This window comes from Leifsonia sp. 466MF, from assembly GCF_900100265.1.
In the GTDB taxonomy this organism is placed as follows: domain Bacteria; phylum Actinomycetota; class Actinomycetes; order Actinomycetales; family Microbacteriaceae; genus Leifsonia.
Map to the genome: position 1 here is coordinate 401,096 of NZ_LT629696.1, position 25,522 is coordinate 426,617.

A 25,522-nucleotide genomic window follows, 5' to 3' on the forward strand; every position below is an offset into this window, starting at 1 on the left:
GATGCCTGTCGAACTGAGCCGCGATGAGATCGACGATCTGCTGGCGAATCAACTGGTCGGCCGCCTGGGCCTGATGGACGGCGACGCGCCATACGTGGTGCCGATCTCGTACGCGTACCGCGACGGCGACATCTACGCCCACAGTGCCCAGGGCAAGAAGCTCGACGCTCTGAGGAGCCACCCCGAGGTCTGTTTCGAGGTGGATGACGTGGTCAGCGTGGACGAGTGGCGCAGCGTCATCGCCTGGGGCACCTTCGAGCAGTTGCTGGGCGCCGATGCCCGCGAGGGCTTGGACGTGCTCCTCGACCGGCTGCGCCCGGCGGCCGCGGGTGGGGCGAGCGATCATCCGGGAGCGCAGGTGGGGATGGTCCGTACTCTCGACATCCCGCGCATGGAGGAGGCGCACGCGGATCTCGGCCGCCCGAACGCTGCCGCCGCGGTCTTCCGGCTCCGTCTGCACACGCTCACCGGTCGTGCGGAGAACCGCCGATGAACGACGGCAGGACCGTCGTCGGATTCGACGGCACGGCAGCATCCTGGCGCGCGCTGGACTGGGCGCTGGATCGGATCGAGCGACGCGGCGGTGCGCTCGAGATCGTCACCGCGCTCGACACGCGTCTCGGCGCCGCCGTCTTCGGGCCGCACACCGATCTGTCGCAGACCGTCGAAGCCGGGCTCCGGGAGGCGGAGTCCCACGCGACCGCCCGCGCACCAGGCGTGCCGGTGCGCGCCCGCTGGGTGGACGGACCGCCGTCCGGGGCGCTGATCCGCGCGGCGCGCGATGCCGCGCTCCTCGTCGTCGGCACCGACCGCCGCACGGACGGGACCGGCGCGAGGATCGGCTCGCTGCCTCTTCGGCTGGCCGCGAAGGCGGAGTGCGCTGTGGCGGTCATCCCGGACTCCGGAGCTTCCGGCTCACCGGCCCGGAACGCCGTGGTGGTCGGCGTCGACCGGTCGCCGTTCGCCCGCTCGGCGCTCGCCCTGGCGGTCGCCGAGGCGAGCTGGCTGGACGCCGAGGTCGTGGCGGTCCACGCCTGGGATGTGCCCGAGTCGTTCGAGCGCGCGCTCGACGAGGGCCGGGAGGTCGATCCGGAGTTCGCCGCCGCGGAGTCGCGCGTCGTCCCCGACGCCGTCGCCGATGTCCCGATCGCCCACGCAGCTCGGATCCACCCCGTCCTGGTGCGGCAGAACCCGGCCGCCGCCCTGATCGAGCAGGCGCGGGATGCGGCGCTTCTGGTCGTCGGCACCCGCGGCCGCGGGGCGGTCGCGGCCGCGATGCTCGGGTCCGTCAGCCACGACGTGCTGCTGAATTTGCCGTGCCCGGTCATCGTCACACCCGTCGAGTACACGTACGTTGTGCCCGGCACCGACGACCTGATCTGAATCGGCGACAGCAACGAAGGAGCATCATGCAGACAGGCAAGACCGTTTCGCCGCCCATCGTCTGCGGCGTGGACGGATCGGACGAGTCACGACGCGCCCTCCACGAGGCGGCGACGCTCGCCCGGGCGCTCGACACCGGGCTCGACGTCGTCATGGCCTGGCAGCATTCCACCTCCATGTACGACGCCTACTTCCCCGCTCCCGAGCAGTCGCCGAAGGTGGTGGCGTACTCGACGCTGCAGGAACTGGTGGCGGCGGAGTTCGGGCAGACGATCCCGGACTGGGTCCGGCTGCGTGCCGAGTCCGGTCACCCGGGCAGCGTGCTCGTGGAGGCGGCTCGTGATGCTGCGATGCTCGTCGTCGGCAGCCGGGGCCTGAGCGGACTCGCCTCGCCGTTCCTCGGATCGGTGAGCCTCTATTGCGCGACCCAGGCGCCCTGCCCGGTGCTCGTCGTCCGTCCGCCGACGGGGGAGGCGCGCGCCCGGCACTGATCGGCGACCGGGACCCGTCGGCGAGGTCGACGGCCGGTCAGTGCCCGGAGTGGCGGTGCTCGAGCTGCAGGACGGCGGCCTGCGTCCGCCGTTCGAGCCCCAGTTTCGCCAGCAGGGAGCTGACGTAGTTCTTCACCGTCTTCTCCGCCAGGCCCAGCCGTTCGCCGATCTGCCGGTTGGTGAACCCGTCGGCGATGAGCGCGAGCACCTGGCGCTCGCGGAGGCCGAGGGACGCGAAGCGCGGGTCGTCGGCCGGCTCCCGCAGCTGGGAGGCCACGCGGGAGGCGATCCGCGGGTCGATGAGCTTCTTGCCCCGGGCGGCCGCGCGGATGTCGTCGAGCAGCGAGCTGCCGCGGATGTCCTTGATGACGTATCCGTCGGCTCCGGCGATCAGCGCGGCGCGCAGGGCGTCCTCGTCGTCGTACGCCGTGAGCATGAGGCAGCGGATGCCGGGGTCCTCCTGCTTGACCCGTCGGCAGACGTCGATGCCGCTCCCGTCGGGGAGCCGCACGTCGAGCACCGCGACATCGGGCCGGACGGCGAGGATGCGCGAGCGCGCCTGCGCGGCCGTCGCCGCCTCGCCGACCACCTCCAGGTCGTCCTGGGCGTCGATGAGCGCCGCGAGCCCACGGCGCACGATCTCGTGGTCGTCGGCGAGGAAGACGCGGATCGGCTGAGACGTCATAGGGCTTCCTCCGAGACGGGGAGGCGGAGCCGCAGACGCGTTCCGCGATCGTTCGAGTCGATGTCGAACTCACCGCCCCGCAGGCGAGCTCGTTCGGCGAGATTGCCGAGGCCGCTCCGCCTGGTCGTGTCGCCCAGCCCGGTGCCGTCATCGGCGACGATCGCCGTGATCTCATCCGCCGAGGCCGTCACGGCGACCGACGCGGTCCGGGCGCTCGCGTGACGCACCACATTCGTCAGCCCTTCGCGGACGAACGCGGCGAGGTCGTCGGCCAGCTGCGGCTCGGACACGACATCCACCGGCCCGCTGAAGGAGACGGTGGCCGGCACAGGGAGCCCCCCGCCCACCTCGTGGACGATGTCGAGCAGCCGATGACGGAGGCTCCCCGTCGAACCCTGGTTGTGCGAGAGCGCGAAGATCGCGGTCCGGATCTCGGCGATGGCCTGGTCGATGGAGGTCACGGCTCCCTCGATCCGGTCGGCGACGGCTCCGGGACCGAGCAGCGACTCGACGCTCTGCAATTCGATCCCGGCGCCGAACAGCTGCTGGATGACGTGGTCGTGGAGGTCGCGCGCGATGCGTGCCCGTTCTTCGAGCAGCAGGGCCCGTTGACGGTCCGCGCGGCCGGCGGCCAGCTCGATCGCCAACCCCGCTTGGCGGGCGAAGGCGGTGGCGCGTTCGAGGTCGAACGCACTGAATCCGGCGGCGCCGCCCTCCCGCACGGCGACCAGCGCCGCCGTCCGGCCGTCCAGGAGCGCGAAGGGCGCCACCAGCACCGGGCCCGCATCCGGAACACCGTCGGAATCGGCGCCGGCGAGACCTCCGAGACGCGTGGGCTGCATGCCCTCCAGGGCGCTCCGCACCTGCTCCGCACCCGCCACGACCTGGGCGAGGAGCTGGTCGGCGTCGTCTGCCGCGCTGATCCGGGGGAGGGAGCCGTCTTCCTGCTGCAGCACGAACGACGCGCGTGCGCCGAGCAGGGTGCCCGAACGATCCACCAACTCGCCGAACGCGTCCGCGGTCTCACCGCCCAGGATCGACGCCGTCAGTTCCGCTGTCGCCGCCGCCCACGCCTGACGCGAGCGGGATTCCGCGTACAGGCGCGCGTTGTCGATCGCGAAGCCGGCGTTCGCCGCCAGCGCCTTGACGAGCTGCTCGTCGTCCTCGGTGAACTCGCCGGATTCCGGGTCGGTGAGGTACAGGTTGCCGTAGACGGTGTCGCGCACGGTGATCGGGACACCGAGGAAGGCCGTCATCGGTGGGTGACCCGCGGGGAAGCCGGCCGAGCGGGAGTCGCCGGCGATGGAGCCGAGCCGGATGGGTCGCGGGTCGTCGATCAGGGCGCCCAGCAGCCCGTGGCCTTCCGGGAGGTGGCCGATGCGGTGGACGTCCTCCGGCGCCATCCCGACATGGATGAACTGCTCGAGCCCACCGCCCTCGGCGATGACGCCGAGCGCGCCGTAGCGGGCGCCGACGAGATCGACGGCCGCCTCCGCGATCGTCCGCAGCACCACCGGCAGCTCGAGGTGGGACACGACGGCCCGGTTCGCGCGGACGAGAGCACGCAGCCGCCCCTGCGTCTGCAGCACCTTGCCCGCCTGATCCACGAGCTGCGCCAGCGCGTTGTCGAGTTCCCCGCGAGGGGCGTCGGGAAAGGTGATGGGGTCGTCGCCCGACATGTCTTTCACCCGCCCTTCGCGGCATCGAGGCGCGGCGCGCCCGGCCGGGCGCCTCCCGGGCGATTCTAGCCAGCACGCCGAGACAGGTACATCCCGCGGGACCAAGGACCCATGGCGGCGGTACCCGGCGCGCGACAGTGGAAGCGGAGGTACCCGAATGGAGATCCGCAGATACATCGTCGGCGTCGACGGTTCATTGCCGTCGAGAGCGGCGATCCGCTGGGCCATCGGCCACGCCCGGCAGGATGGCGCCGAGGTCACTCTGGCGCACGTCGCCGACGACGAATGGGGGGCCGTCGGCGCCGAACTCATCGACGAGGTCGACGCCGGCGCTCGCCGGCTGCTCGACGACGAGGTCGCGTACGCGCGATCGCTGCAGGGGACCGCCGGCCTGAGGGCCGAGTTGCGGAGGGGCAGCCCGATGGCCGTCCTCGCCTCCCTCGGCGATGCGGAGACGATGCTGGTCGTCGGCACGCACAAGACCGGTTTCCACTACGGCCGGGCGTTCGGCTCCCGCAGCCTGCAGCTGGCGAACCTGGCGGTCGGCCCTGTCGCGATCGTCCCCGACACCGAGTCTCGCCTGCGTCGTGGCGTCGTGGTGGGCGTCGATGACAGCGCGGCCGGCACCGCCGCGCTCGACGTGGCAGCGGACCTGGCCTGCGACCACAACTGCGAGCTGACCGCGGTGCGGTCCTCCGGGCCCTCCGCCGGTGCCGATCGACGGGATGCGGAAGCCGAGGTGATCACCCACCATGACGACGAGGCGCGCACCCTTCTCGCGGGGGCCGTCGAGCGCATCCGCCGTCGTCAGCCGGGCATCACGATCCGCAGCCGGGTGGTGCGGCGGCCGCCCGGCGCCGCCCTCAACGACATCGCCCGCAGCGCCGAGGTGCTCGTCGTCGGCGACTCCCGGCGGGAGCAGGCTCAGCCCGGAGGGCTCGGGTCGGTCGCCTACGACGTCCTGCTCAACGTGTCGTCGCCCACCATCGTCGTCCACGCTCCGCCGGCGGTCTCGACGGCGCCGGAACCGGAAGGGGAAGCCCATGTCGTCCGATGAACCCGTCCAGGAACTGGACAGGGCCGAGTGCCGCGAGCTGCTGAAGCAGGGCGTGCTCGGACGTCTCGCCACAGCGGTCGGAGGGGAGGTCGACATCTTCCCCGTCAACTACTACTCGGACGGGGACAGCATCCTCATCCGCACCGCGCCGGGCACCAAGCTCCTCGAACTCACCGTGCACAGTGCCGTCGCGTTCGAGACCGACGGCTACACGGACGAGGAGGCGTGGAGCGTCGTCGCCCACGGCCCTGCCCGGCAACTCGAGCACCAGGCCGAGATCGACGAGGCCGACCGTGCGCCCCTGCAGCCGTGGGTGCCCACGCTCAAGTACCGGTACATCCACATCGACATCACCGCACTGAGCGGTCGGCGATTCCGCCGTTCGGCGGAGCCCGAGCGCTGGTGACGAACACGGAAGGGAACGCGCACATGTCCGATCGGAACGAATCCGTCGCCACGGAGTCGGAGGATTTCATCCGCCCCGGTGGTCGCATCGTCGTCGGGGTCGACGGGTCGGCGTCCTCGCTCTCGGCGCTGCGCCGCGGGGCGCGGATGGCCGAGCGGCTCGGATGCACGTTGGCCGGAGTGACGGTGTGGGAGTTCCCCCAGTCGTGGCCCGGGTACGTGATGGACGGGTGGTCGCCGGAGGCGGACGCGCACTCGATCGCCGACCAGGCGGCGGAGGAGGTCTTCGGGCAGACGCCGCCATCCTGGTACTCGAAGGTGATCCGCAACGGTTCGGCCGCGCGGCAGCTGATCGCCGAGTCCGAGGACGCGGAGATGCTGATCGTCGGCAGCCGCGGCCTGGGCGGCTTCACCGGGCTGCTCCTCGGTTCCGTCTCGCGCTCGTGCGTGGAGCACGCCGATTGCCCGGTGCTCGTCATCCACGGGGCCGAGGGAGCCGGCCGGCACTGACGCCCGGCGGTACGGACGCGCAGCCACCGCGATGCGCGGAACCCCTGCGGCCGACCCGAACGGCCGCAGGGGTTCCGTGTTCCCGGTTGCGTCGCACTCAGCGGAGCGCCGGGGCCTGGAGCTCGGTCGCCAGCGTCCGCCCCCAGTCGCGGGCGAGCTCCAGCTGACCCGGCTCGAGCACACTGTCCTTGTCGACGAGGAAGCTCTGCCGTTCCACGAAACGCCGTGATCCGAGCTTCTGGAGCCGCTTCTCGATGCTGTGTGCGGCCGACCCGGTGAAGAGCTCCGTCATGTCGGCGCGGGTGCCGAACGCCGCGAACCGTGCGGGAGCCTCTGCGAGGCTGTCCAGCCACTCGCGTACGCCGATCCCCTCGGCGTCCGGTTCGAGGGTCAGCTGACGCCCGGGATCGTCTGCCCAGGCGCCCGCCTCCGTGCGGGTGGCCGGTCTGCTCAGGCCGTGGGCGTGGGTGGGCGCCCCGATGACGACCAGGTCGACGTCGGGGAACGACTCCGGCGCATCCTTCACGGGGAGGACGGTGACGGTCGCCGCAGAGCGCAGCCCGTCGGCGATCGCGTCGGCCACCGCGTGGGTGCTGCCGAACATGGACTCGTAGATGATGGTCGCCCGGGCGACGGGAGGTGTCTGGTTCATACCCGCAGTGTCCCGCCGGCATGCGCGGGCGAGCAGGGCCGAAAGTCACGTGGGAGGGCGGGACCTTCGGCTCTACGGCGACCGGTGCGCTGCGGGCATCGTCGGAAGTGTCGTCATCCGGAAGGAATCCGGGATCCAGGGAAAGAGGTCGCGATGTCCTACACGATCATGGTCGCTGTCGACGGGGAGCCGGATCACCGGGCCGCCCTCGACTGGGCGGCTGCGCGGGCCGCGCGCGACGGAGCCCGTCTCGAACTGGTCCACGTGATCGAGCGCGCCTGGGGCGACAACACCGAAGAACCGAGCCGACTGCTCGTCCTGGCGGTCACGTCACTGCTGGATGCCGAGAAGCAGATCGCCCTGCACCACGCACGCGAGGTGCTGCAGCGTCGGCCGGTCGCCGCCGGGGCTGCCGCCACGTCCGCTCCGGAGGGCGCCGACATCGAGGTGAGCACGCGCTACTGCTACGGCCACATCGGTCCGGAGCTCGCTGCGGTCTCGCGGGATGCGGACCTGCTCGTGATCGGCACCCCGGCCGAGGCGGACCGCCGCAGGGCCTTCGCCGGATCGCTCGCCGTCCGGGTGGCGGCCGTGGCGGAGTGCCCGGTCGCCGCCGTCCCCCATGGCTGGGTCGAGACCGGGAGCGGAGTCGTCGTCGGGGTGGACGGCGAGCTGCAGACGGAGTCCGCCGTGGAGTTCGCGGCGGCCGAGGCGGAGACGCTCGGCGAGCCGCTGACGGTCGCCTGCGCGGGATACGTCGCAAACCCCCTGCTGGCCGGCCTCGTCCCGGAGATCTCTCTCGGAGACCGCCGCGAGCGCGTCGCCGCGGAGGCCGCCGCCCTCGCCAAGGAACGGCATCCCGGAGTCACCGTCTTCACCGACGTCCTCGACACGGCGCCGTCGCGCGGGCTCGTCGCCGAGGCCGACGGGGCGCGCATGCTGGTCATCGGCACGCACGACCGGCACGGGATGCAGCGGCTGATGCTGGGCTCGGTCGGCCACGACATCCTGCTCAACGTCCGTACCCCCGTCGTCGTCGTGCGTCGTGCGCACGCCGGCGCGGAGAAAGCCGGACGCCGGTGAGCCACCCGGCAGCGACGGTCTCCGAGCCGCCGGCCCTGAGCACTGTGCGCGAGAGCGCCGCTGAGTCCGTCGAGGCGGTGCTGGCGGCGGTCGAATCCTCCGCCACCGGGCTGAGCGACGCCGAGGCGGCCGCGCGCCTGGAGCGCTTCGGCCCGAACGCGGTGCGCGGCCACCGTGCCCGCCCGTGGCTGGTGCTCTGGCGTCAGGTGCGCAGCCCCATCCTGCTTCTCCTCTTCGCCACGGCTGCGGTGTCCGCTGTGGTCGGGGAGCGGGCGGAAGCGGCGATCATCGCCGTCATCCTGCTGATCAGCATCGGCCTGGGTTTCGTGAACGAGTTCCGCGCTGAGCGGGCCGCCGACGCCCTGCACGACCGGCTGCGTCATGCGGTCGTCGCCGTGCGCGGCGGCGTCCGCAGCTCCGTGGATGTGACCGAGCTTGTCCGCGGCGACGTCGTCGTGCTGTCGGTCGGGACGGTCGTACCCGCCGATCTGCGGCTGATCGAGGCGACCGGACTCGAATGCGACGAGAGCATCGTCACGGGGGAGGCGGCCTCGGTCGCGAAGTCCGTCGAACCCGTCGCTCGCGGGGCGGGCATCGGCGACCTCTCGTCGTCCGCCCTGATGGGGACGATCGTGCACGCGGGCAGCGGTGTCGGCGTGGTCGTCGCGACGGCGGGGGAGACCGAGTTTGGCCGGATCGCGGTCGGCCTGGGCGTCCAGAATCCGCAGACCGAGTTCCAGCGCGGGCTCGGCCGGTTCTCGATGTTCCTGCTCGCCGTCGCGCTCATCCTCTCGTCGGTGATCTTCATCGCGGCGCTGCTCCTCGGCCGGCCGATCATCGAGTCCCTGCTGTTCTCGCTCGCCATCGCTGTCGGGATCACCCCGCAGCTGCTTCCCGCCGTGGTGAGCACCAGCCTGGCGGCCGGGTCGCGCGCCCTCGCTCGACGTCGTGTGCTGGTGAAGCGGATGGTGTGCATCGAGGATCTCGGCGACCTCGACCTCCTCGTCACCGACAAGACGGGAACGCTGACGACCGGGAGGATCGCCTTCGACCGGGCCGTGCCGGTCGACGGCGTCTCGGCGGACGAGCTCCTCCTTCTCGCCCTGCTCGCGGTCGACGCCGATCCGCTCGCGAACCGGGCGGCGGGGGCGGACGCCGTCGGCCTGACCCCGCTCGACGCGGCACTGCTCGACGCTCCCGGAGCGGCGGATGCGCCGGTCGGCGCGTACCGTCGCCTCGCCGTGCGCCCGTTCGACCACGAGCGCCGCCGGTGCACGACCCTGGTCGCCGCGGCGGGCTCCGATCCGATCGTCGTCGTGAAGGGTGCGCCGGAGTCGGTGCTCCCGTTGTGCACCGGATCGGGGGACGCCGTGGCAGCGGAGCTCGCGGAGCTCTACGCGACAGGGGCGCGCGTCGTGGTCGTCGCCTCCCGCCCGGCCCCCGGGCTGACCGGGCTCGACGACTCTGCGGAGCACGGCCTCGCGGTCGGCGGCTTCCTGGTGTTCGCGGACGCCGTGCGTCCCGATGCCGCGGCCTCCCTCGCGCGCCTGACCGCGCTGGGGGTCGAGGTGAAGATCGCTACCGGCGACAGCGCGACCGTGGCCGAGCGGGTCTGCGACCGGCTCGGCATGGTTCGGCGCGGCACACTCACCGGCGACGAAGTGGATGCGCTCGACGACCGTGCCCTGATCGACGCGGCCCGCGCGACCACGATCTTCGCGCGCGTGTCGCCCGAGCAGAAGGCGCGGATCGTGCTCGCCCTCCGCCGCAAGGGCCGCGCCGTCGGGTTCCTCGGGGATGGGGTCAACGACGCGCTCGCCCTGCACCGCGCCGACGTGGGCATCTCCGTCGACTCGGCGGTCGACGTCGCGAAGGACGCTGCGGACGTGCTCCTCCTGGAGAAAGACCTCGACGTCCTCGCCGACGGGGTGACCGAGGGCCGCCGCATCTTCGCGAACACGATCAAGTACGTGCTCATGGGCACCTCCAGCAACTTCGGCAACATGTTCAGCGCCTCCGTCGCGTCCATCGCGCTGCCGTTCCTGCCGATGCTGCCCGGGCAGATCCTTCTGAACAACCTGCTCTACGACTCCAGCCAGCTCGCCATCCCGACCGACCACGTGGATGCCGAGCAGCTGCGTGCGCCGGCGCACTGGGACATCCCCGCGATCCGTCGCTTCATGCTGCTGTTCGGGCCGATCAGCTCGCTGTTCGACTTCGCCACTTTCGCGCTGATGCTGTTCGCCCTGAACGCGGCCCCGCCGGAGTTCCGGTCCGGCTGGTTCATCGAGTCGATCGCGACGCAGACCCTGATCGTGTTCGCCGTGCGCACGCGGCGCGTCCCGTTCCTGCGCAGCCGGCCGTCGCGTCCGCTCGTGCTCTCGGTGCTGGCGGTCGTTGCGATCGGCACCTGGCTGCCGTACTCGCCACTCGCCGGAGTGCTCGGCTTCACCCCGTTGCCGGCGGTGTTCGTGCTGGCGCTGGCCGGGATGGTCGTCGCCTACCTCGTCCTGGTCGAGCTGGCGAAGGTCTGGTACTACGCGCGCCTGTCCCGTTCGCCGGAGGCGCCGGTGCGGGCCCGCGCGTACCGCCACCGGGTCGCCCGGCGGGCGGCGCGGTTCACGGCGCGGTCGCCGCAGTCGCGCTGACGGTCTCCCCGAACTCGGGAACGCGGGCCTCCCAGCCGAGCGAGCGTCGGAGGCGGAGGCGCAGCTGATCGGCGGCATCCGGCTCGCCGTGGGTCAGGTACACCGCGGCGGGCGCGGTCGGCGCAGACGACATCCACTCGACGATCTGCTGGGCGTCGGCGTGGGCCGAGAGCATGTCGAGCGTGTGCACGCGCGCCCGGATCGGGATGTCGCGCCCGTGGATGCGGAGCGTGCGCTCACCGCGCTGCAGGGCCGCGCCGCGGGTTCCCCCGGCCTGGAAGCCGGTCAGCACGATGGCGTTGCGCGGATCGCCGCCGTACGCCTCGACGTGGTGGAGGATGCGGCCGCCCTCGAGCATCCCGCTGGCGGAGATGATGATCGCGGGCCCACCGCGCAGATTGAGGAGCTTCGAGTCGTCCACCGTGCGCACGAGGGTCGCCAGACGGTACATAGCGGCGAACTCGTCGCGGGGGATCCGGTGCTCCTCGGGGTGGCGCGCGTAGATCTCGGAGGCGTCGACCGCCATCGGGCTGTTCAGGAAGATCGGCACCTCGGGGATGCGGCCGTGGGCGCGCAGGCGGCTCAGGTGCAGCAGCAGGGTCTCGGCGCGGCCCACGGCGAACGCCGGCAGCAGCACGACCCCGCCACCGCGGCAGACGTCCGTGACGATCCGGCCGAGCGCGTCCTCCGCGTCCACCCGCGAGTGGATGCGGTCGCCGTACGTCGACTCGGAGACGAGCACATCCGTCTCCTCCAGCGGTGCAGGCGGCCGCATCAGCGGATCGTCCACGCGCCCGAGGTCGCCGGTGAAGTGCAGGCGCCCGGCGTCGGTGGTCACCAGCACCTGGGCGGCGCCGAGGATGTGCCCGGCGGGCACGAACCGGATCGTCATCCCGTCGAGCGTGAAGGACTGCGCGAACGGGTGCGGGTCGAACCGCTCCAGCGCGGCCAGGGCGTCCTGCTCGGTGTAGAGCGCGCGCGGCGGGGTGTGCCGGGAGGTGTGGTGCCGGTCGGCGTACGCCGCCTGCTCCTGGAGCAGCCGCCCGCTGTCCGGGAGGATGAGCCGGCTCAGCTCCGCCGTCCCCATCGTCGAGTGGATGCGACCCCGGAAGCCGTCCCGCACCAGCGCGGGAAGGTAGCCCGTGTGGTCCAGGTGCGCGTGCGTGACCACGACCGCATCCACACTCGCCGGTTCGACGGGGAACGGCCGCCAGTTGCGCTCCCGCAGATGCTTGTAGCCCTGGAACAGCCCGCAGTCTATGAGGACGCGCCTGCCGTCGTGCTCGATGAGATACCGGGAGCCGGTGACCGTGTCGGTGGCGCCCAGGAACCGCAGGGACGCGCTCACGAGGTGACCGGGCGGCGCCGCCCGAACAGGCCGAGGCCGAGGAGGACGAGGCCCAGCTCGGCGAGACCGGCGGCGAAGTAGATCGCCTGCAGCGGGCTGAACGGGATGAACATCATCTGCACGAAGATCCAGATGAGCAGCCCGAACGCTGCCACCGCGGCCGCGAACGCGCCGGCGTCGGATTGCCGGCCGACCATCACGGAGGCGAGCAGGTGCGTGCCTCCCACGATGACCGCGAGGATGACGCCCGGCGCCACGTACGAGGTGAACGGGCTCCCGCCGAGGTAGGCGCGGTCGGGTACTGCTCCCGCTCCCGTCGTCGTGGTCGCCCCGCCGATGATGAGGGCGAGACCCCCGGCGACGGCACTCAGGCCGACGGCGGCCGTCAGGACGGTCAGGACGATGCGGATCCAGCGTTTCATGACTCCTCCGAACTCTCCTCCCCAGGATGAGCGCGACCGAGCCGGGCGTTCAGGGTCCAAAGGCCCATGGCGGCATCGCGGGACCTTCGGCCCGACGCCCGGTGGTGGGGGCGCAGCACACTGGCGGCATACCGAAAGGAGCCGCCCATGCGCGCAGCCGTCGTGAGCCAGTACCGCGAGTTGCTCACCCTCGAAGACCGTCCGATCCCCACCCCCGGCCCCGGCCAAATCCTGGTGCGCCTGGAGGCGTGCGGACTGTGTCACACCGACATCCACGCCATCGACGGCGACTGGCCGGTCAAGCCCGCTCTGCCGTTCGTCCCGGGCCACGAGGGCGTCGGGATCGTGGAGCGCCTCGGCGACGGCGTCACCACCCGCGAGGTGGGGCAGCGGGTCGCGCTCCCGTGGCTCGGCTACGCGTGCGGCGAGTGCCGCTACTGCATCGATGGCCGCGAGAACCTGTGCGAGGCACAGCACAACACCGGTTACTCCGTCGACGGCGGGTACGCCGAGTACGCCGTCGCCGAGGCGCGGTTCGCTGTGCCGGTGCCGGACGATGTGTCCCCGCTGGATGCCGCCCCGCTCACCTGTGCGGGCGTCACGACCTATGCCGCCGTGAAGGCCGCGCGGGTGGTTCCGGGGGAGCGCGTCGCCGTCTTCGGCATCGGCGGTCTCGGTCACCTCGCCGTGCAGTACGCGCGCCTGGTCGGCGCCCAGGTCTTCGCCGTGGACGTCACAGAGGAGAAGCTGGATCTGGCAGTCCAGTTGGGCGCCGACCACGCCGTCAACGCGGCCGAAGTCGACCCGGTGGAGGTCATCCGGCACCTCGGCGGCGTGGACGTCGCCATCGTGCTCGCGGTCGCGCCCCGCGTGTTCGACCAAGCCTTCCAGTCGCTCAACCGCGGCGGCCGCCTGGTGCTTGTCTCCCTCCCGGCCGACGGCACCCTGACCATCCCGGTCTTCGACACTGTGCTCAAGGGCATCTCGGTCATCGGTTCCATCGTCGGGACCCGGCAGGATCTGGTCGAGGTGTTCGCCCTCCACGCCGCGGGGCGCACGCGCGTAGTCGCGGCCCGCCGCGACATCGCCGATGTCAACGAGGCGGTCGCGGAGGTGCTCTCCGGCCAGGTGCCGGCGCGGCTCGTCTTCGTCTACGACTCCGGACTCCCGGTCGAGTCGCCCGCAGACGACTCCGCTGCGGCGATCGCGCGGGAATGAGCATCGCTGAGCCTCGGCCCGGCAGCAGGAGGCTGATCCGGGCCGCGCTCCGCTACCGCGTGATCACGCTCACGCTCCTGGTCGGCGTCGTCTCGCTCGCGCTGTTCCTGGCAGGGGCGGTGGCCGCCGCGCAGTGGACCGCCGGCCTGTACGCCATCGCGGTCGCCGTGGGTTACACCGTCCGGATGCTTCGAACCCTGGCTTCCGGCGGGTTGGGCGTCGACCTCCTTGCGGTCGTCGCGATCGTCGCGACGGTGGCCGTGGGGGAGGTGGCGGCTGCGCTCGTCGTCGTCCTCATGCTCAGCGGGGGCGAGGCGCTCGAGGACTACGCGAACCGGCGGGCGAGGCACGAGTTGGATGCGCTGCTGCGGCGGGAGCCGCGGTCGGCGCACCGCTTCGCGGGCGACCGCATAGAGGACGTGCCGGTCGGGGATGTGCGCGTCGGTGACATCCTGCTGGTCCGCCCGGCCGAGGTGGTGCCGGTGGATGGGGTGCTGCTCGATGCCGCCGCGTTCGACCTCTCGTCGCTCACCGGCGAGAGCCTTCCCGTCGACCGCTCGCCGGGCGACGACATCCTCAGCGGCAGCATCAACGGAGCCGAGGCCGTACGGCTGCGCGCGACGGCCGTCGCTTCGGACAGTCAGTACCAGCAGATCGTGGCGCTCGTCGCGCAGGCGGCCGGGAGCAGACCGCGCGTGGTCCGCCTCGCCGACCGGTTCGCCGTCCCGTTCACGGTGTTCTCGCTGCTCCTGGCGGGGGTCGCCTGGGCGGTCAGCGGCGACCCGGTGCGGTTCGCAGAGGTGCTCGTCCTCGCGACGCCGTGTCCGCTCCTCATCGCGGCCCCGGTCGCGTTCATCGGCGGGATGAGCCGGGCGGCGCACTCCGGCATCCTGGTCCGCACCGGGTCGGTGTTCGAGACCCTGGCGCGCGCCCGCACGGTGGTGTTCGACAAGACGGGGACGCTGACGACGGGCCGCCCGGTGCTCCGCGAGGTGCGTCCGGCGCCCGGCGTCGATGCGACCGAGCTGCTCGCCCTGACCGCGAGTGCGGAGCAGTACTCCTCCCACGTGCTCGCGGCGTCCGTGGTCCAGGCGGCCGAGCAGCGCTCGATCGCCCTGCGGGAGGTCGCGTCGGCCGAGGAGCACGCCACCAACGGTGTCCTGGCCGAGGTGGACGGGCGCCGAGTGGCGGTGGGGAAGCTCGCCTTCGCGCGCTCCTTCGCACCGGACACTCCGCGTGCGGAGATCGGCCCGGGCGAGCTGGCCGTCTATGTCACGATCGACGACGCCTACGCCGGGGTCCTCCTCGAAGCCGATCCGCCGCGACCGAATGCGTCGGCCACTCTGCGTGGACTGCGAGAGCTCGGTGTCACGGACATCGAACTGTTGACCGGCGACGCGGAGGAGACCGCCGCCCACACCGCTGCGGCGCTGGGGATCAGCCGGTATCGCGCCGAGTGCCTGCCCGCGGACAAGGTGCGCAGGGTCGCCGAGATCACCGAGCGCCCGGTCGTGATGGTGGGCGACGGGGTGAACGACGCCCCTGTGCTCGCCCGCGCGGACGTCGGCGTCGCCATGGGTGCGAAGGGGGCGACCGCGGCGAGCGAGTCGGCGGACGTCGTCCTGCTGGTCGACGACATCGGCGGCGTCGTGGATGCGCTCGCCATCTCGCGTCGAACCGTCCGCATCGCGCTGCAGAGCATCTGGCTCGGCATCGCCGCCTCCGTTGTGTTGATGCTGATCGCGGCCTTCGGCGTCATCCCGGCGATCGTCGGTGCCTTGCTGCAGGAGGCCGTCGATCTCGCGACGATCCTGGCCGCGCTGCGTGCGGCGCGGGTGCCCCGGGGTGTGCGGGTGCCCGTCGTCACCGGCGGCGCGCCGGCGCAGGTGTGATCCGGGACGTGAGCGGCCGGCGTCCCCTCACGCTGCGTCAGTACTCGCAGCCGGCACGTGCTCCAGACCCAGCCCGGGCTGACCGTAGGTGCCGACGACCTCGGCGATGACGATGCGGTAGGCGCCGATCCACCGGTCGTGCAGCCGCTTGGCCTCGCGGTGCGTGTCCATGCCGATGAGCTGCTGCAGGGCCTCGCGCGTCTCCCAGTAGTAGACCTCCGCGTGCAGGCCGGTCTCCTCGTTGCTCCACGCCTCCTCGCCGAGGAAGCCGGGGATGGCGCGGGCGCGCTCCGCGATCTCGTCGTTCAGCCGGTGGAAGTCGTCGTCGTAGGGCTTCGCCTCGAAGATGAAGGTCGACGTGTACATGGGCAACTCCTTCGTCGCGATGATGCTAGCAATCACGATCGGCCCGTGACTCGAACCAGGATCGCCTCTCCAGCCCGCTGTATATCCACGCGTCCTCGGCCGCAGCTACCGTGTGGCTGGCCGGCCTCGCCAACGTGGACGGGCCGCCGCGAACAGGGAGCAGAGGATCGCGCGATGGTGAACGAGCCGAGGCAGCACAGCGACCGGCGTCCCCTGCAGGTGCGAGTGGCGGTGGGTGCGCTCGTCGCCGTCGCGGCGTTCGCGTTTTCGGGATGTTCGGGCGAAGTGAGCCCTGTCGATCGTGCTCAGGCGCAGGTCACCGCGAAAGAGAAGGCGGTGAAGGAAGCACGGGCGGCGGCGGATGCGGCTTCGCAGGAGTTCTGCCAGGCGAGTAAGACGTACATCGAAGCTCTCGACCGGTACGGCGACATCCTCACGCAGACCGCTCCGACTGTGGGCGACGTGAAGGATGCGGGCTCCGATCTGGCCAAGCCCAGATCCTCCGCGTTCGATGGCGCGGAAGCGGCCGTCGAGGCTCACCAGGAACTCGCGACGGCCGAACAGGAGCTCGTCGCCGCCCGAACCGCCCTCGACCAGGCGCGAGGGGAGTCCTCCGGCACCCCGGAGGGCGATGCGACTCCGCAGCCGACAGCGACCCCGCTCGTCCCCAGCGCGACCGTCGATCGTGTGAAGCAGGCTGACGCGGAGTTCGCCGCCGCTCAGTCCGCCATCACGGACCAGACCACCCTCGTGGCCGCTTCGGAGCAGTTCAACAGTGCGGCGGTCGCTCTCGAGTTCTCCTGGCTGCAGCTGTTCTCGCAGGCCGGCTGCATTCCCGACGCTCAGGCCCAGGAGGCCTCCGCGGCCGTCAGCCGCTACGTGACCGAACTGCAGCAGAGTCTCGCCGCCGCCGGCTACTACTCGGGCGCGATCGACGGCGTATACGGTCCGCAGACCGTCGCGGCCGTCGAAGAGCTCCAGACCGTGAGCGGCCTGCCGGTGACAGGAACGGTCGACAAGGCGACTGCCGCAGCGCTGGATGCCACGCTCCTCGCCCTCGGTGGCGCCGCCGCGCAGACGAACACGGCCAGCACCGCCGCCCTCCAGCAGACGCTGAAGCTCGCAGGCTTCTGGAGCGGCCCGGTCGACGGCGTCTGGACTCCCGCGCTGACGGAGTCCCTGCAGGCGTTCCAGACGAAGCTCGGAGTCGAGGCGACCGGAACGGTGGATGCCGCAACGATCAGCGCCTTCGACAAGGCGCTCGCGCAGGCGCAGCAGGCGCAACAGGCTCCGAGCGCGACTCCGACGCCGTCTCCCTGACGAAGCCCAGTCACTTCCCCGGGCCGACAAGACCCGCAGCAATCCCGACGATGGCGTTGACAGGCGATTGCTAGCCAAGAAAGATGTCTAACACCCGGGCCGGACATCCGGATCCGCGCGGGGCTCTTCGCACCACTTTCGGCTGTTCTCATCCCCTGGGGAAAGGTAAGAACGCATGCGAATCCAGCCTCGGCTGTGGATGGGGTTCCTGATCTGGGCCGGCTACGTCGTGGTGGTCTTCGTCGTCAGCGCTCTGATGGGTGTGCCCTACACCAGGATCGGTGCCTCCGCCGGGGAGACCTGGAGGGGCGCGGTCGTCGACCTGGCCGTCGCTGCGCTCTTGCTCGCGGTCACCACGTCGCTGCTCGGCTGGTGGCGGCCAGCGCTGTTCGAGCGCAAACGCTCTCGTCACGTCTGGCCCATCTTCGTCCCGATCCTGATGGCGGTCGTGGCGGTGGTGAACATCGTCACGACGGACTGGTCGAAGTTCGACGCCTCCTTCCTCTTCGCTCTCGTCGCACTCGGTGTCCTGGTGGGCTTCAACGAGGAGCTGATGACACGCGGCCTCGTGCTCACAGCGTTCCGCTCGCGGCTGCGCGAGGGGTGGGCCTGGTTCCTGTCCAGCGTCCTGTTCGGCGTGATGCACCTCGCCAACGCGGCGCTCGGAGCCCCGCTCGGCGGGACGCTGGCGCAGGTCGGTCTCGCCTTCGCCTCCGGGACGGCGTTCTACATCGTGCGGCGGGTGACCGGATCCCTGATCTGGGCCATGCTGTTGCACGGGCTCTGGGATGTGTCGGTGTTCGCGGTCGGGCACGCGCCGCTCGGCGTGCCGTTCGCGACCTTCCTGACGCCCGTCATCGGCATCCTCGCGCTCGCCGTCGTGTACTGGGTCATCGCGGGAGCGGACGAGAAGCAGGATCGCGAGCTGGCCGCACGCAGAGCTCAGGATGGCCGCGGGCCGGAGGCGCCAGGATCGGGTGCCGCAGTCCCCGGCTCGACCGGTTCCGGGTCCGTCTGAACCGTCTTGGTGTCCGCCGGGTCGTTCTGGCGCCGGCTGGCGAACAGGAACGGGATTCCGATCAGCTCGACCACTCCGCCGATGACGAGCGACGTGCCGTAGCCCCAGAGGTCGGCCGCGCGTCCGAGCGCCGGTTGGATGAACACCCCGCCGAGGCTGCCGAACAGCGAGTCGAACGACAGCACGGTCGCGCGCTGCTTCGAGGGGATCATGTCGTTCAGATAGGCCTGGCGAACCGGGCCGGCCACCGCGAACACGAAACCCCAGATCACCAGCAGGGCGACGGCGAGCCAGAAGAGGCTGGTCACCCCCAGCGCCACGAGGATCAGGATGCTCGTCAGAGATGCCCCGATGACTGTCGTCGTGCGCTTCGCGAACAGACGGCGGATGCGCGGGGCGAGCACCCCGCCCGCGACCTGCGCAAGCGACAGGATGGCGGCGGCGAGCCCGGCGATCGAGTACGCGGTCTTGTCGCCGTAGAGTTCCAGCAGATACGGCTGCAGCGCGTAGAAGGCGTAGATGCCGACGCCGGAGGCGAACGGCGCGGACAGGATCACCCAGCGCACCGACCGTTTGCGCAGCCCGTGATCGATCGACTGCTTCAGCACGTTCCTGGTTGCCGCGACCGGGCCCATCGAGTGGTCGGGTGTGAAGCCGAGGTCTTTCATCACGATGGCGGCGAACACCAGCATGACGACCAGCACGCCGGCTCGCAGCAGGAACGGCACGCCGAGATTCGTCGCCTGGGCGATGATCCCGCCGAGAACCGACCCGGCGAACATCGAGATCCCCGTGACGACCAGGCCGCGGCCGAACACGGCCTCCAGGCTCCCGGTGTACTTGGCGAACGCCAGGGCGTCGACGAGCCAGGCGTCCACCGCGCCCGAGAAGAACGTGAAGCCGAGACCGAGCAGCGCCGACACGATCGCCCACCAGACGAACGGCGCGTGCCAGAGCCACAGCATCCAGTACAGACCGGTGGTCACCGACAGCGTGATCGTGCCCAGCAGATAGGACGCCTTGCGCCCGACCGTGTCGGCGACGACGCCCGTCGGGATCTCGAAGATCACCATCCCGGCGGTGAAGAACGCGTTCGCGGCGAACGCCTCGAAGTTCGAGAGCCCGGCGTCGAGCAGGAAGAGGGTGTTGATCCCCCAGATGAATGACGCCGCCAACGTGTTGCCGAGCATCAAGGTCAGGTAGACGCGCTGCACGCGGCGAGCCGCCGGATTCATGACCCGCGACCGATCGGTTCATCCCGCCTCGTCACCCCGGCATCATGGACCCGATCGGGTGGGCCTGGCTACTCGCCACCTACGGTCTCCGGCCGAAGCGACGTGGCTCGAGACAGGGGGAGGCGGGATACTCACTAACATCCAATCCAGCGCCCCCGTGGCGTGCAGGACGAAAGGCCACCTCTGTGCACGACCTCCGTGATGTTGTCGTCGTCGGCAGTATCAACGTCGACCTCACCGCCATCGCCGACCGCCTCCCGACCCCGGGGGAGACCGTCGGGAACGCTGCCCTGCATCGAGACGCAGGAGGTAAAGGGGCGAACCAGGCTGCCGCGGCAAGCCGCCTCGGCGCGCGCGTCCGGATGGTCGGTGCCGTCGGGGATGACGCGGACGGGCGGTGGATGCTGCACGAGCTGCGAACTGCCGGGGTCGATGTGTCCGCCATACGCATCGTCGACGAGCCGACGGGCACGGCGCTGATCGCTGTCGATCGGCACGGGGAGAACCAGATCGTCGTCTGCCCGGGGGCGAACAGTGAGGTGTCTCTCAACGGTCTCCGTATCGCGGACGACGAGGTCGTCCTGACCCAGCTCGAGGTCGACACCGGGCTGGTGTGCGAACTGGCACGTTCGACCGCTGCCTTCTTGGTGGTCAATGCGGCTCCTGCGCAGGCGCTTCCCGCTGAGCTGGTCCGTCGCGCAGATCTGTTCATCGTCAACGAGTCCGAATTCGCGCTCATGCCTGAGCTGGCCGACGCGCAACGCGTGGCCGTCACCTACGGCGGAGACGGCGCCGCGCTCTACGAGAACGGCTCACTGGTGGTTCGCGTACCGGCCGTGCGCGCCGAGCCCGTGAATACGGTCGGGGCCGGTGATGCCTTCTGCGCTGCCCTTGCGCTCTCGTTGACCGCCGGTGTCGACCCGGAACACGCCCTGGGGATAGCGTGCGCGGTGGGAGCGGCAGCGGTGGAGGACGAGAGAAGCCAGCCGGCTTTCGCCAACCTGGCCGACTATGCGGGCGACCTGGCACGGTAACCGACGACGCACGCGCGTGATGCGGTGGCGGACGCGACTCCGTCTTATCTAGTGAAAAACCCCGGCATCCTCAAGGATCCGGGGGTTTTCTCTGGTGGCTCCGACCGGCATCGATCCGGTGACCTTTCGATTTTCAGTCGAACGCTCTACCAACTGAGCTACAGAGCCAGGGGATGCTCGCGCATCCACCTAGACGGAAGCCCTTCCTAGTGGAAGGGCTTGTCGCCGTGGCGACCCTGACGGGACTTGAACCCGCGACCTCCGCCGTGACAGGGCGGCACGCTAACCAACTGCGCTACAGGGCCTTAGTGTGTTGCTTTTTGAGTTATCTGGTGCTGATTAATACTAGTGGACACCGTTCGGCGTGACCCCAACGGGATTCGAACCCGTGCTACCGCCGTGAAAGGGCGGCGTCCTAGGCCGCTAAACGATGGGGCCGGATTGTCTCGAATTGCTTCCGCTTTCCGATGACCACCGACGCATAAGCATACGGAAGTGCGACAGAGAATGCGAATCGGGTTCGGATCCCGGGCGGGTCGGCGCCCGGCGGCCCGTTGCCGGTTCGCGCAACGCCACTCCGAAATCCGGGGATGGGGCGGAGCCGCGACATAGTCTGCGACCCAGGCGGTCCCCCCGGCCGCTCGTGCGGACGCACGCCGACCCCCATCGTTCCGGCCTCCGACCGGGCCGGAAAATCGCCATGTTGATAGAGTGACGCATGTTGACAGTGGGGCGCGTGTGACTCGCGTGACGGACGTCGACGCAGAAGTGAGCGGGCCGAGAAACACCATGAGACGCGAAACGACCAGCCGAACGGTTCCCCCGACCACCCGCGGTTCACGCCGCCGGGCGGTCATCGGTGCCCGCGCGACGCGAGCGATCGCGGCCCTGATCGTCGGCGTGGTGGCCTCGGTCGGCGCCGTCTCCGCCCCGGCGTACGCGGACAACTACCCCAGCTGGCAGGACGTCCAGGCCGCGAAGGCCAACGAGTCCGCCGCTTCCGCGCAGGTCAATCGCATCAACGGCCTCATCGCCCAGCTCAAGCAGGAGGTGGCCGACACTCAGGCGGCCGCGGTGAAGCGCGGCGAGGAGCTCGAGGTCGCCCAGGCGAACTTCGATCAGGCGGCCATGAAGGCCCTCGACCTCGAGTCGCAGGCCGCTGCCAGTCAGAAGAAGGCGGATGACGCGAGCGCCCAGGCTGGCAAGCTCGCCGCCCAGCTCTACCGCACCGGTGGCCGGAATCTGACCGCCAACCTGTTCCTCTCCGGCAACAACGCGACCTCCAAGAGCCCGGAGCAGCTCCTCTCCGACCTCGGCAGCATGTCGAAGCTGGTGGAGCAGTCCAACAAGGTCTACGCCGACGCCAAGGCCGCGCAGAACACGGCGAAGTCGCTGTCCGACCAGGCGGTCGTCGCCAAGGCCGACCGCGAGCGCCTCCGCGTCGTCGCCGAGGCGGCGATGCAGGCAGCGATCGAGGCGGCGAAGGCGGCGCAGGACAAGCTCGCCGAGCAGCAGAAGCAGATCGTCGTCATGCAGGCGCAACTCGCGGCGCTGAAGGATGCGACCGCCAAGACCGTCGCCGGCTACGAAGCCGGTGTCGCGGCGGCCGCCGCTGCTGCTGCGGCCCGCGGCTCGGGTGGCCTCCCGGGCGGCTACGTCGGACCGCAGGGCTGGGCCGTGCCCGCCGCCGGCCCGATCACCGACGGCTTCGGCGCACGCCCTTCGCCGGGCGGGGTCGGCAGCACCTACCACCTGGGCATCGACATCGGCGCCTCCTGCAACGCGCCCATCTACGCGGCTCACGACGGCACCGTCGTCTACGCCGGACCGAACGGCTCGTACGGCAACTTCGTCCTCATCGACAACGGCGGGGGCATCCAGACGGGCTACGCCCACATCCGCAACGGCGGCATCCTCGTCGGCATCGGCCAGCAGGTCGGCGCCGGCCAGCCCATCGCCCGCGTCGGCACCACCGGTGCCTCCACCGGCTGCCACCTCCACTACGAGGTCCGCGTCGGCGGCGAGAAGATCGATGGGATCCCGTTCATGAGAGATCGGCAGGCACCCCTTGGCTAACGAGAACGAGAAGAGCAGCCGCGTCCGCCCCGGCCTCGCCATCGGCGCGGGGGTCATGGGTGCGGTCACGGCATCCATCGGCATCGTCGCCCCAGCGCAGGCGGTCGACTACCCGTCGTGGAACGACGTCCAGCAGGCGAAGAACAACGTGGCCAACCAACAGGCGATGATCGACAACATCACGTCGCTGATCGGCAACCTCCAGTCGAGTGTGGATGCGGCCCGCATCGCCTCGGAGAAGGCGGCGGAGGCCTACTTCCAGGCCAAGGACGCCCTCGACGCGGCGACCGCCAACGCCGCCGACCTGGAGAAGCAGGCGGGAGCCGCGGCCGAGAAGGCCAAGACCTCCAAGATGCGCGCCGGCCTTCTGGCGTCGCACCTGGCGAAGTCCGGCGGCGGCGACGTCACCACGGACCTCATGCTCAAGGGCGGCGGATCCGGCGACGCCGCCGACAAGCTCCTGTTCCAGCTCGGGACGATGAGCAAGCTCACCGAGCAGTCGAAGGCCGTCTACGAGCAGGCGACGAAGGACAAGAACACCGCCGACGCGCTGACCGCTCAGGCGAAGTCGGCCAAGACGGAGCGCGAGTCGCTGGCCGACGAAGCCGACAAGGCTCTGGCTGCGGCTCAGGATGCGCAGGCCAAGGCGCAGGCGGCCCTCGCCACCCAGCAGCAGAAGTCGACCGAGCTCGTCGCCCAGCTCGCGACGCTCAAGAACACCTCGGCGCAGACCGAGGCCGCGTACCTGCAGGGCGAGCAGATCAAGGCTCAGCAGGAGGCCGCTCGGCGGGCTGCTGCCGCGGCGGCAGCGGCCGCGGCGGCAGCGAACCAGCCCTCATCGGGTGGTGCAGCGCCGGCGGGCGGCGGTGGGGGAGCGGCCCCTGCGGCACCGAACGGCAACGTCGTCGACACCGCGATCGCATACGCCAGCGCCCAGCTCGGCAAGCCCTACATCTTCGGCGGCGAAGGCCCCACCGGATACGACTGCTCCGGGCTGACGATGAAGGCGTATGCCTACGCCGGCGTCTACATCGGCTCCCACTCCGTGAACAACCAGTACTACACGGCCGCCGATAGGGGCCAGCTGGTCTCGTACAGCGCCAAGCAGGCGGGCGACCTGATCTTCTGGGGCGACGGTCCCGGCGACTTCTACCACGTCGGCATCTACATCGGCGGCGGCATGATGATCGCCGCTCCGACCGAGGGCGACGTCGTCAAGGTCCAGTCCGTCTGGGGTTCCCCCTGGCGCCTCGTGGCCCGTCCCAGCGCCTAGCCCCCACCGTCCGACCCAAGCAAACAGCTCCGGAGTTTTTCGGCCTTTTTCCGTGGAAACGACCGAAAAACTCCGGAGCTGATGGATTCGCTGAGGGTCAGTGGCCCTCGGCGGCGAGCTTCGCGATGGCCTTCTGGATGAGGCCGTCGGCCTCCGCGGCGTCGCCCCAGCCGTCGATGTTCACGAACTTGCCCGGCTCGAGGTCCTTGTAGCGGGCGAAGAAGTGCTCGATCTCCTTGCGGGTCTGCTCCGGGATGTCGTCGACGTCCTGGATGTGCTGCCAGCGCGGGTCCTTGTACGGCACCGCGATGACCTTCGCGTCGCCGCCTGCTTCGTCGCTCATGTTGAGGACGCCCACCGGGCGGACCTTCACGCCGACCCCCGGGAACAGCGGGTACTCGAGCAGCACCAGGGCGTCAAGCGGGTCGCCGTCGTCGCCCAGCGTGTTCTCGAAGAAGCCGTAGTCGGTCGGGTAGACGAAGCTGGTGAACAGCACGCGGTCGAGGTACACGCGACCCGTCTCGTGATCCACCTCGTACTTGTTGCGGCTCCCCTTCGGGATCTCGATGACGACGTCGTATTCGGCCATTCCGTACTCCTTAGCTCTCGGCAAAACCTGCACTAACGTTACTGGATGCACCTCGACGGATCGGAGGCCGGGCAGGCCTCGCCCGACCCGCAGCGCCGCCCGCGCCTGACCCCGCCGATCGCCGACGCGCGCCGCGCCGTCCGCGCCGCGCTCGCCGCGGCTGGGGCCCTGCCGGAGGTCGATCAGCACGACGACCACGGCCCCGAGCGGCCGGCGCCCCTGCGATCGGGAGCCCTCGTGCTCGTGGGTCTGAGCGGGGGAGCGGACTCGCTCGCGCTCGCCGCCGCGACCGCCTTCGAGGCGCCGAGGAACGGCTTCCGCGCCGGCGCCGTGATCGTCGACCACGGCCTCCAGCCGGGTTCGGATGCGGTGGCCGCGCGGGCAGCAGAGCAGGCGACCGCGCTCGGCCTCGAGCCGGTGCTGGTCGAACGGGTCGCCGTGGAGCGGGAGGGCGGCCCGGAGGGGGCGGCACGCGCTGCCCGCCACGCCGCGTTCGACCGGGCGATGGCCGCGACCGGCGCTGAGCGCATCCTGCTCGCCCACACTCTCGACGACCAGGCCGAGACGGTCCTGCTCGGTCTCGCGCGCGGTTCTGGTCCGTCGAGCCTGCAGGGGATGCTGCCCGACACTGGCCGCCTGCTGCGCCCGTTCCTCGGTCTCCGCCGCAGTGAGACGCGTGCGTTCTGCGCCGACAGCCGCCTGGAGCCCTGGGACGACCCGCACAACGACGACCCCTCCTACACGCGCGTGCGCGTACGCGCGGAGGTCCTCCCGGTGATGGAGCGGGAGCTCGGCCCGGGTGTGGCCGAAGCCCTGGCGCGGACCGCCGAGCAGCTGCGCGAGGACGACGAGGCGCTCGACGGCCTGGCGCTGGAGTGGGCGCTCGAGCTGGTCAGCCAGACCGCCGACGGCGCGGTCGCGCTCGACGTCCGCGGGCTGGCGGTGGACCCGGCGGCGCTCCGCCAGCGGATCATCCGGCTGGTCGTCTCCGCGGAGTTCGGGGTGTCCCTCACACGTGCTCACACCCTGGCGGTCGCGGCCCTCATCACCGACTGGCACGGGCAGGGGCCGGTCGACCTGCCAGGCGTTAGAGTGGTCAGGCAGAACGGGCTGCTCACGTTTCACCCCACCACGTAAG

General features: G+C 70.9%; 24 protein-coding genes and 3 tRNA genes. 16 read left to right on the forward strand and 11 right to left on the reverse strand.

The genetic code is table 11. The features are described from left to right. Window position 1: 1 nt before the first annotated feature. The 3 genes from BLR91_RS01925 to BLR91_RS01935 are packed head-to-tail and all read left to right on the forward strand — an operon-like array spanning window position 2 to window position 1,874. A complete protein-coding gene (locus tag BLR91_RS01925) occupies window positions 2-493 on the forward strand; it encodes a pyridoxamine 5'-phosphate oxidase family protein (protein ID WP_089877639.1) in 492 nt (163 codons plus the stop codon). Then, window positions 490-1,383, forward strand: coding sequence for a universal stress protein (locus tag BLR91_RS01930; protein ID WP_089877637.1), 894 nt, complete (start codon window positions 490-492; stop codon window positions 1,381-1,383). The genes BLR91_RS01925 and BLR91_RS01930 overlap by 4 nt, the downstream gene beginning before the upstream one ends. A gap of 26 nt (window positions 1,384-1,409) precedes the next feature. Continuing rightward, window positions 1,410-1,874, forward strand: a complete 465-nt coding sequence (locus tag BLR91_RS01935; RefSeq protein ID WP_089877635.1) for a universal stress protein — start codon at window positions 1,410-1,412, stop codon at window positions 1,872-1,874. 37 nt (window positions 1,875-1,911) lie between these two features. On the opposite strand, the gene BLR91_RS01940 is transcribed toward BLR91_RS01935, so the two are convergent. Together BLR91_RS01940 and BLR91_RS01945 are read right to left on the reverse strand one after the other, a co-directional pair. Further along, the gene (locus BLR91_RS01940) at window positions 1,912-2,559 is read right to left on the reverse strand and encodes a response regulator (RefSeq protein WP_018192150.1); all 648 of its coding nucleotides are present in this window, start codon (window positions 2,557-2,559) and stop codon (window positions 1,912-1,914) included. Beyond that, complete coding sequence (locus BLR91_RS01945) at window positions 2,556-4,238, reverse strand: GAF domain-containing sensor histidine kinase (RefSeq protein ID WP_089877632.1); 1,683 nt, start codon at window positions 4,236-4,238, stop codon at window positions 2,556-2,558. Before BLR91_RS01945 ends, BLR91_RS01940 begins: the two co-directional genes overlap by 4 nt. 157 nt (window positions 4,239-4,395) lie before the next feature. Here BLR91_RS01945 and BLR91_RS01950 point away from each other — a divergent pair, with 157 nt between their 5' ends. Genes BLR91_RS01950 through BLR91_RS01960 form a run of 3 tightly spaced genes read left to right on the forward strand, consistent with a single transcriptional unit; the run spans window position 4,396 to window position 6,210 of the window. Further along, window positions 4,396-5,295: a universal stress protein gene (locus BLR91_RS01950; protein WP_089877630.1), complete on the forward strand. Its 900-nt coding sequence runs from the start codon at window positions 4,396-4,398 to the stop codon at window positions 5,293-5,295. Then, the gene (locus BLR91_RS01955; protein WP_089877627.1) at window positions 5,282-5,701 is read left to right on the forward strand and encodes a pyridoxamine 5'-phosphate oxidase family protein; all 420 of its coding nucleotides are present in this window, start codon (window positions 5,282-5,284) and stop codon (window positions 5,699-5,701) included. The genes BLR91_RS01950 and BLR91_RS01955 overlap by 14 nt, the downstream gene beginning before the upstream one ends. Before the next feature lie 23 nt (window positions 5,702-5,724). Beyond that, complete coding sequence (locus BLR91_RS01960) at window positions 5,725-6,210, forward strand: universal stress protein (protein ID WP_331710728.1); 486 nt, start codon at window positions 5,725-5,727, stop codon at window positions 6,208-6,210. Between the two features lie 97 nt (window positions 6,211-6,307). Here the strand turns inward: BLR91_RS01960 and BLR91_RS01965 are convergent, their stop codons facing one another. Next, a complete protein-coding gene (locus tag BLR91_RS01965) occupies window positions 6,308-6,862 on the reverse strand; it encodes a flavodoxin family protein (RefSeq protein ID WP_089877622.1) in 555 nt (184 codons plus the stop codon). Window positions 6,863-7,015: 153 nt separating this feature from the next. Here BLR91_RS01965 and BLR91_RS01970 point away from each other — a divergent pair, with 153 nt between their 5' ends. After that, window positions 7,016-7,945 (forward strand): universal stress protein, encoded by a 930-nt coding sequence (locus tag BLR91_RS01970; protein WP_089877619.1) that lies wholly within the window; start codon window positions 7,016-7,018, stop codon window positions 7,943-7,945. After that, window positions 7,942-10,593: a magnesium-translocating P-type ATPase gene (gene mgtA / locus BLR91_RS01975; protein WP_089877616.1), complete on the forward strand. Its 2,652-nt coding sequence runs from the start codon at window positions 7,942-7,944 to the stop codon at window positions 10,591-10,593. Before BLR91_RS01970 ends, mgtA begins: the two co-directional genes overlap by 4 nt. On the opposite strand, the gene BLR91_RS01980 is transcribed toward mgtA, so the two are convergent. Further along, window positions 10,565-11,941, reverse strand: coding sequence for an MBL fold metallo-hydrolase RNA specificity domain-containing protein (locus tag BLR91_RS01980; RefSeq protein WP_089877613.1), 1,377 nt, complete (start codon window positions 11,939-11,941; stop codon window positions 10,565-10,567). The genes mgtA and BLR91_RS01980 overlap by 29 nt on opposite strands. Continuing rightward, window positions 11,938-12,363, reverse strand: coding sequence for a hypothetical protein (locus BLR91_RS01985; RefSeq protein ID WP_089877610.1), 426 nt, complete (start codon window positions 12,361-12,363; stop codon window positions 11,938-11,940). Before BLR91_RS01985 ends, BLR91_RS01980 begins: the two co-directional genes overlap by 4 nt. A 147-nt stretch (window positions 12,364-12,510) precedes the next feature. Here BLR91_RS01985 and BLR91_RS01990 point away from each other — a divergent pair, with 147 nt between their 5' ends. Beyond that, window positions 12,511-13,581, forward strand: a complete 1,071-nt coding sequence (locus tag BLR91_RS01990; RefSeq protein WP_089877607.1) for an alcohol dehydrogenase catalytic domain-containing protein — start codon at window positions 12,511-12,513, stop codon at window positions 13,579-13,581. Continuing rightward, window positions 13,578-15,473 carry a heavy metal translocating P-type ATPase gene (locus tag BLR91_RS01995; protein ID WP_089877604.1) on the forward strand — a complete coding sequence of 632 codons (1,896 nt, stop codon included), beginning with the start codon at window positions 13,578-13,580 and terminating at the stop codon, window positions 15,471-15,473. The genes BLR91_RS01990 and BLR91_RS01995 overlap by 4 nt, the downstream gene beginning before the upstream one ends. Window positions 15,474-15,500: 27 nt before the next feature. Here BLR91_RS01995 and BLR91_RS02000 read toward each other — a convergent pair whose 3' ends face one another. Next, window positions 15,501-15,839, reverse strand: a complete 339-nt coding sequence (locus BLR91_RS02000; protein WP_089877600.1) for an antibiotic biosynthesis monooxygenase family protein — start codon at window positions 15,837-15,839, stop codon at window positions 15,501-15,503. 174 nt (window positions 15,840-16,013) lie between these two features. Between BLR91_RS02000 and BLR91_RS02005 the strand changes: the two genes are divergently transcribed. Further along, complete coding sequence (locus BLR91_RS02005; protein WP_089877596.1) at window positions 16,014-17,159, forward strand: peptidoglycan-binding domain-containing protein; 1,146 nt, start codon at window positions 16,014-16,016, stop codon at window positions 17,157-17,159. A 175-nt stretch (window positions 17,160-17,334) separates the two neighbouring features. Next, window positions 17,335-18,177, forward strand: a complete 843-nt coding sequence (locus BLR91_RS02010) for a CPBP family intramembrane glutamic endopeptidase (RefSeq protein ID WP_231918794.1) — start codon at window positions 17,335-17,337, stop codon at window positions 18,175-18,177. Here the strand turns inward: BLR91_RS02010 and BLR91_RS02015 are convergent. Next, the gene (locus BLR91_RS02015; protein ID WP_089877590.1) at window positions 18,102-19,412 is read right to left on the reverse strand and encodes an MFS transporter; all 1,311 of its coding nucleotides are present in this window, start codon (window positions 19,410-19,412) and stop codon (window positions 18,102-18,104) included. The genes BLR91_RS02010 and BLR91_RS02015 overlap by 76 nt on opposite strands. A gap of 185 nt (window positions 19,413-19,597) precedes the next feature. On the opposite strand from BLR91_RS02015, the gene BLR91_RS02020 reads away from it, so the two are divergent. Beyond that, window positions 19,598-20,446, forward strand: a complete 849-nt coding sequence (locus BLR91_RS02020) for a ribokinase (RefSeq protein WP_089877587.1) — start codon at window positions 19,598-19,600, stop codon at window positions 20,444-20,446. 92 nt (window positions 20,447-20,538) lie between these two features. Here the strand turns inward: BLR91_RS02020 and BLR91_RS02025 are convergent. The 3 genes from BLR91_RS02025 to BLR91_RS02035 all read right to left on the reverse strand — a co-directional run bounded on the left by BLR91_RS02025 (window position 20,539) and on the right by BLR91_RS02035 (window position 20,884). After that, window positions 20,539-20,614: transfer RNA gene (locus BLR91_RS02025), tRNA-Phe, on the reverse strand. Window positions 20,615-20,674: 60 nt separating this feature from the next. Continuing rightward, window positions 20,675-20,751 (reverse strand) — tRNA-Asp (locus tag BLR91_RS02030). Between the two features lie 60 nt (window positions 20,752-20,811). Further along, window positions 20,812-20,884: transfer RNA gene (locus tag BLR91_RS02035), tRNA-Glu, on the reverse strand. 351 nt (window positions 20,885-21,235) lie between these two features. Between BLR91_RS02035 and BLR91_RS02040 the strand changes: the two genes are divergently transcribed. Together BLR91_RS02040 and BLR91_RS02045 are read left to right on the forward strand one after the other, a co-directional pair. Further along, the gene (locus BLR91_RS02040; protein WP_018192135.1) at window positions 21,236-22,522 is read left to right on the forward strand and encodes a peptidoglycan DD-metalloendopeptidase family protein; all 1,287 of its coding nucleotides are present in this window, start codon (window positions 21,236-21,238) and stop codon (window positions 22,520-22,522) included. Continuing rightward, window positions 22,515-23,795: a C40 family peptidase gene (locus tag BLR91_RS02045; protein ID WP_089877584.1), complete on the forward strand. Its 1,281-nt coding sequence runs from the start codon at window positions 22,515-22,517 to the stop codon at window positions 23,793-23,795. The genes BLR91_RS02040 and BLR91_RS02045 overlap by 8 nt, the downstream gene beginning before the upstream one ends. Before the next feature lie 97 nt (window positions 23,796-23,892). Here BLR91_RS02045 and BLR91_RS02050 read toward each other — a convergent pair whose 3' ends face one another. After that, window positions 23,893-24,384 (reverse strand): inorganic diphosphatase, encoded by a 492-nt coding sequence (locus BLR91_RS02050; RefSeq protein WP_018192133.1) that lies wholly within the window; start codon window positions 24,382-24,384, stop codon window positions 23,893-23,895. A gap of 45 nt (window positions 24,385-24,429) precedes the next feature. Between BLR91_RS02050 and tilS the strand changes: the two genes are divergently transcribed. Further along, window positions 24,430-25,521: a tRNA lysidine(34) synthetase TilS gene (gene tilS, locus BLR91_RS02055; RefSeq protein ID WP_089877580.1), complete on the forward strand. Its 1,092-nt coding sequence runs from the start codon at window positions 24,430-24,432 to the stop codon at window positions 25,519-25,521. The last annotated feature ends 1 nt before the right edge of the window (window position 25,522 follow it).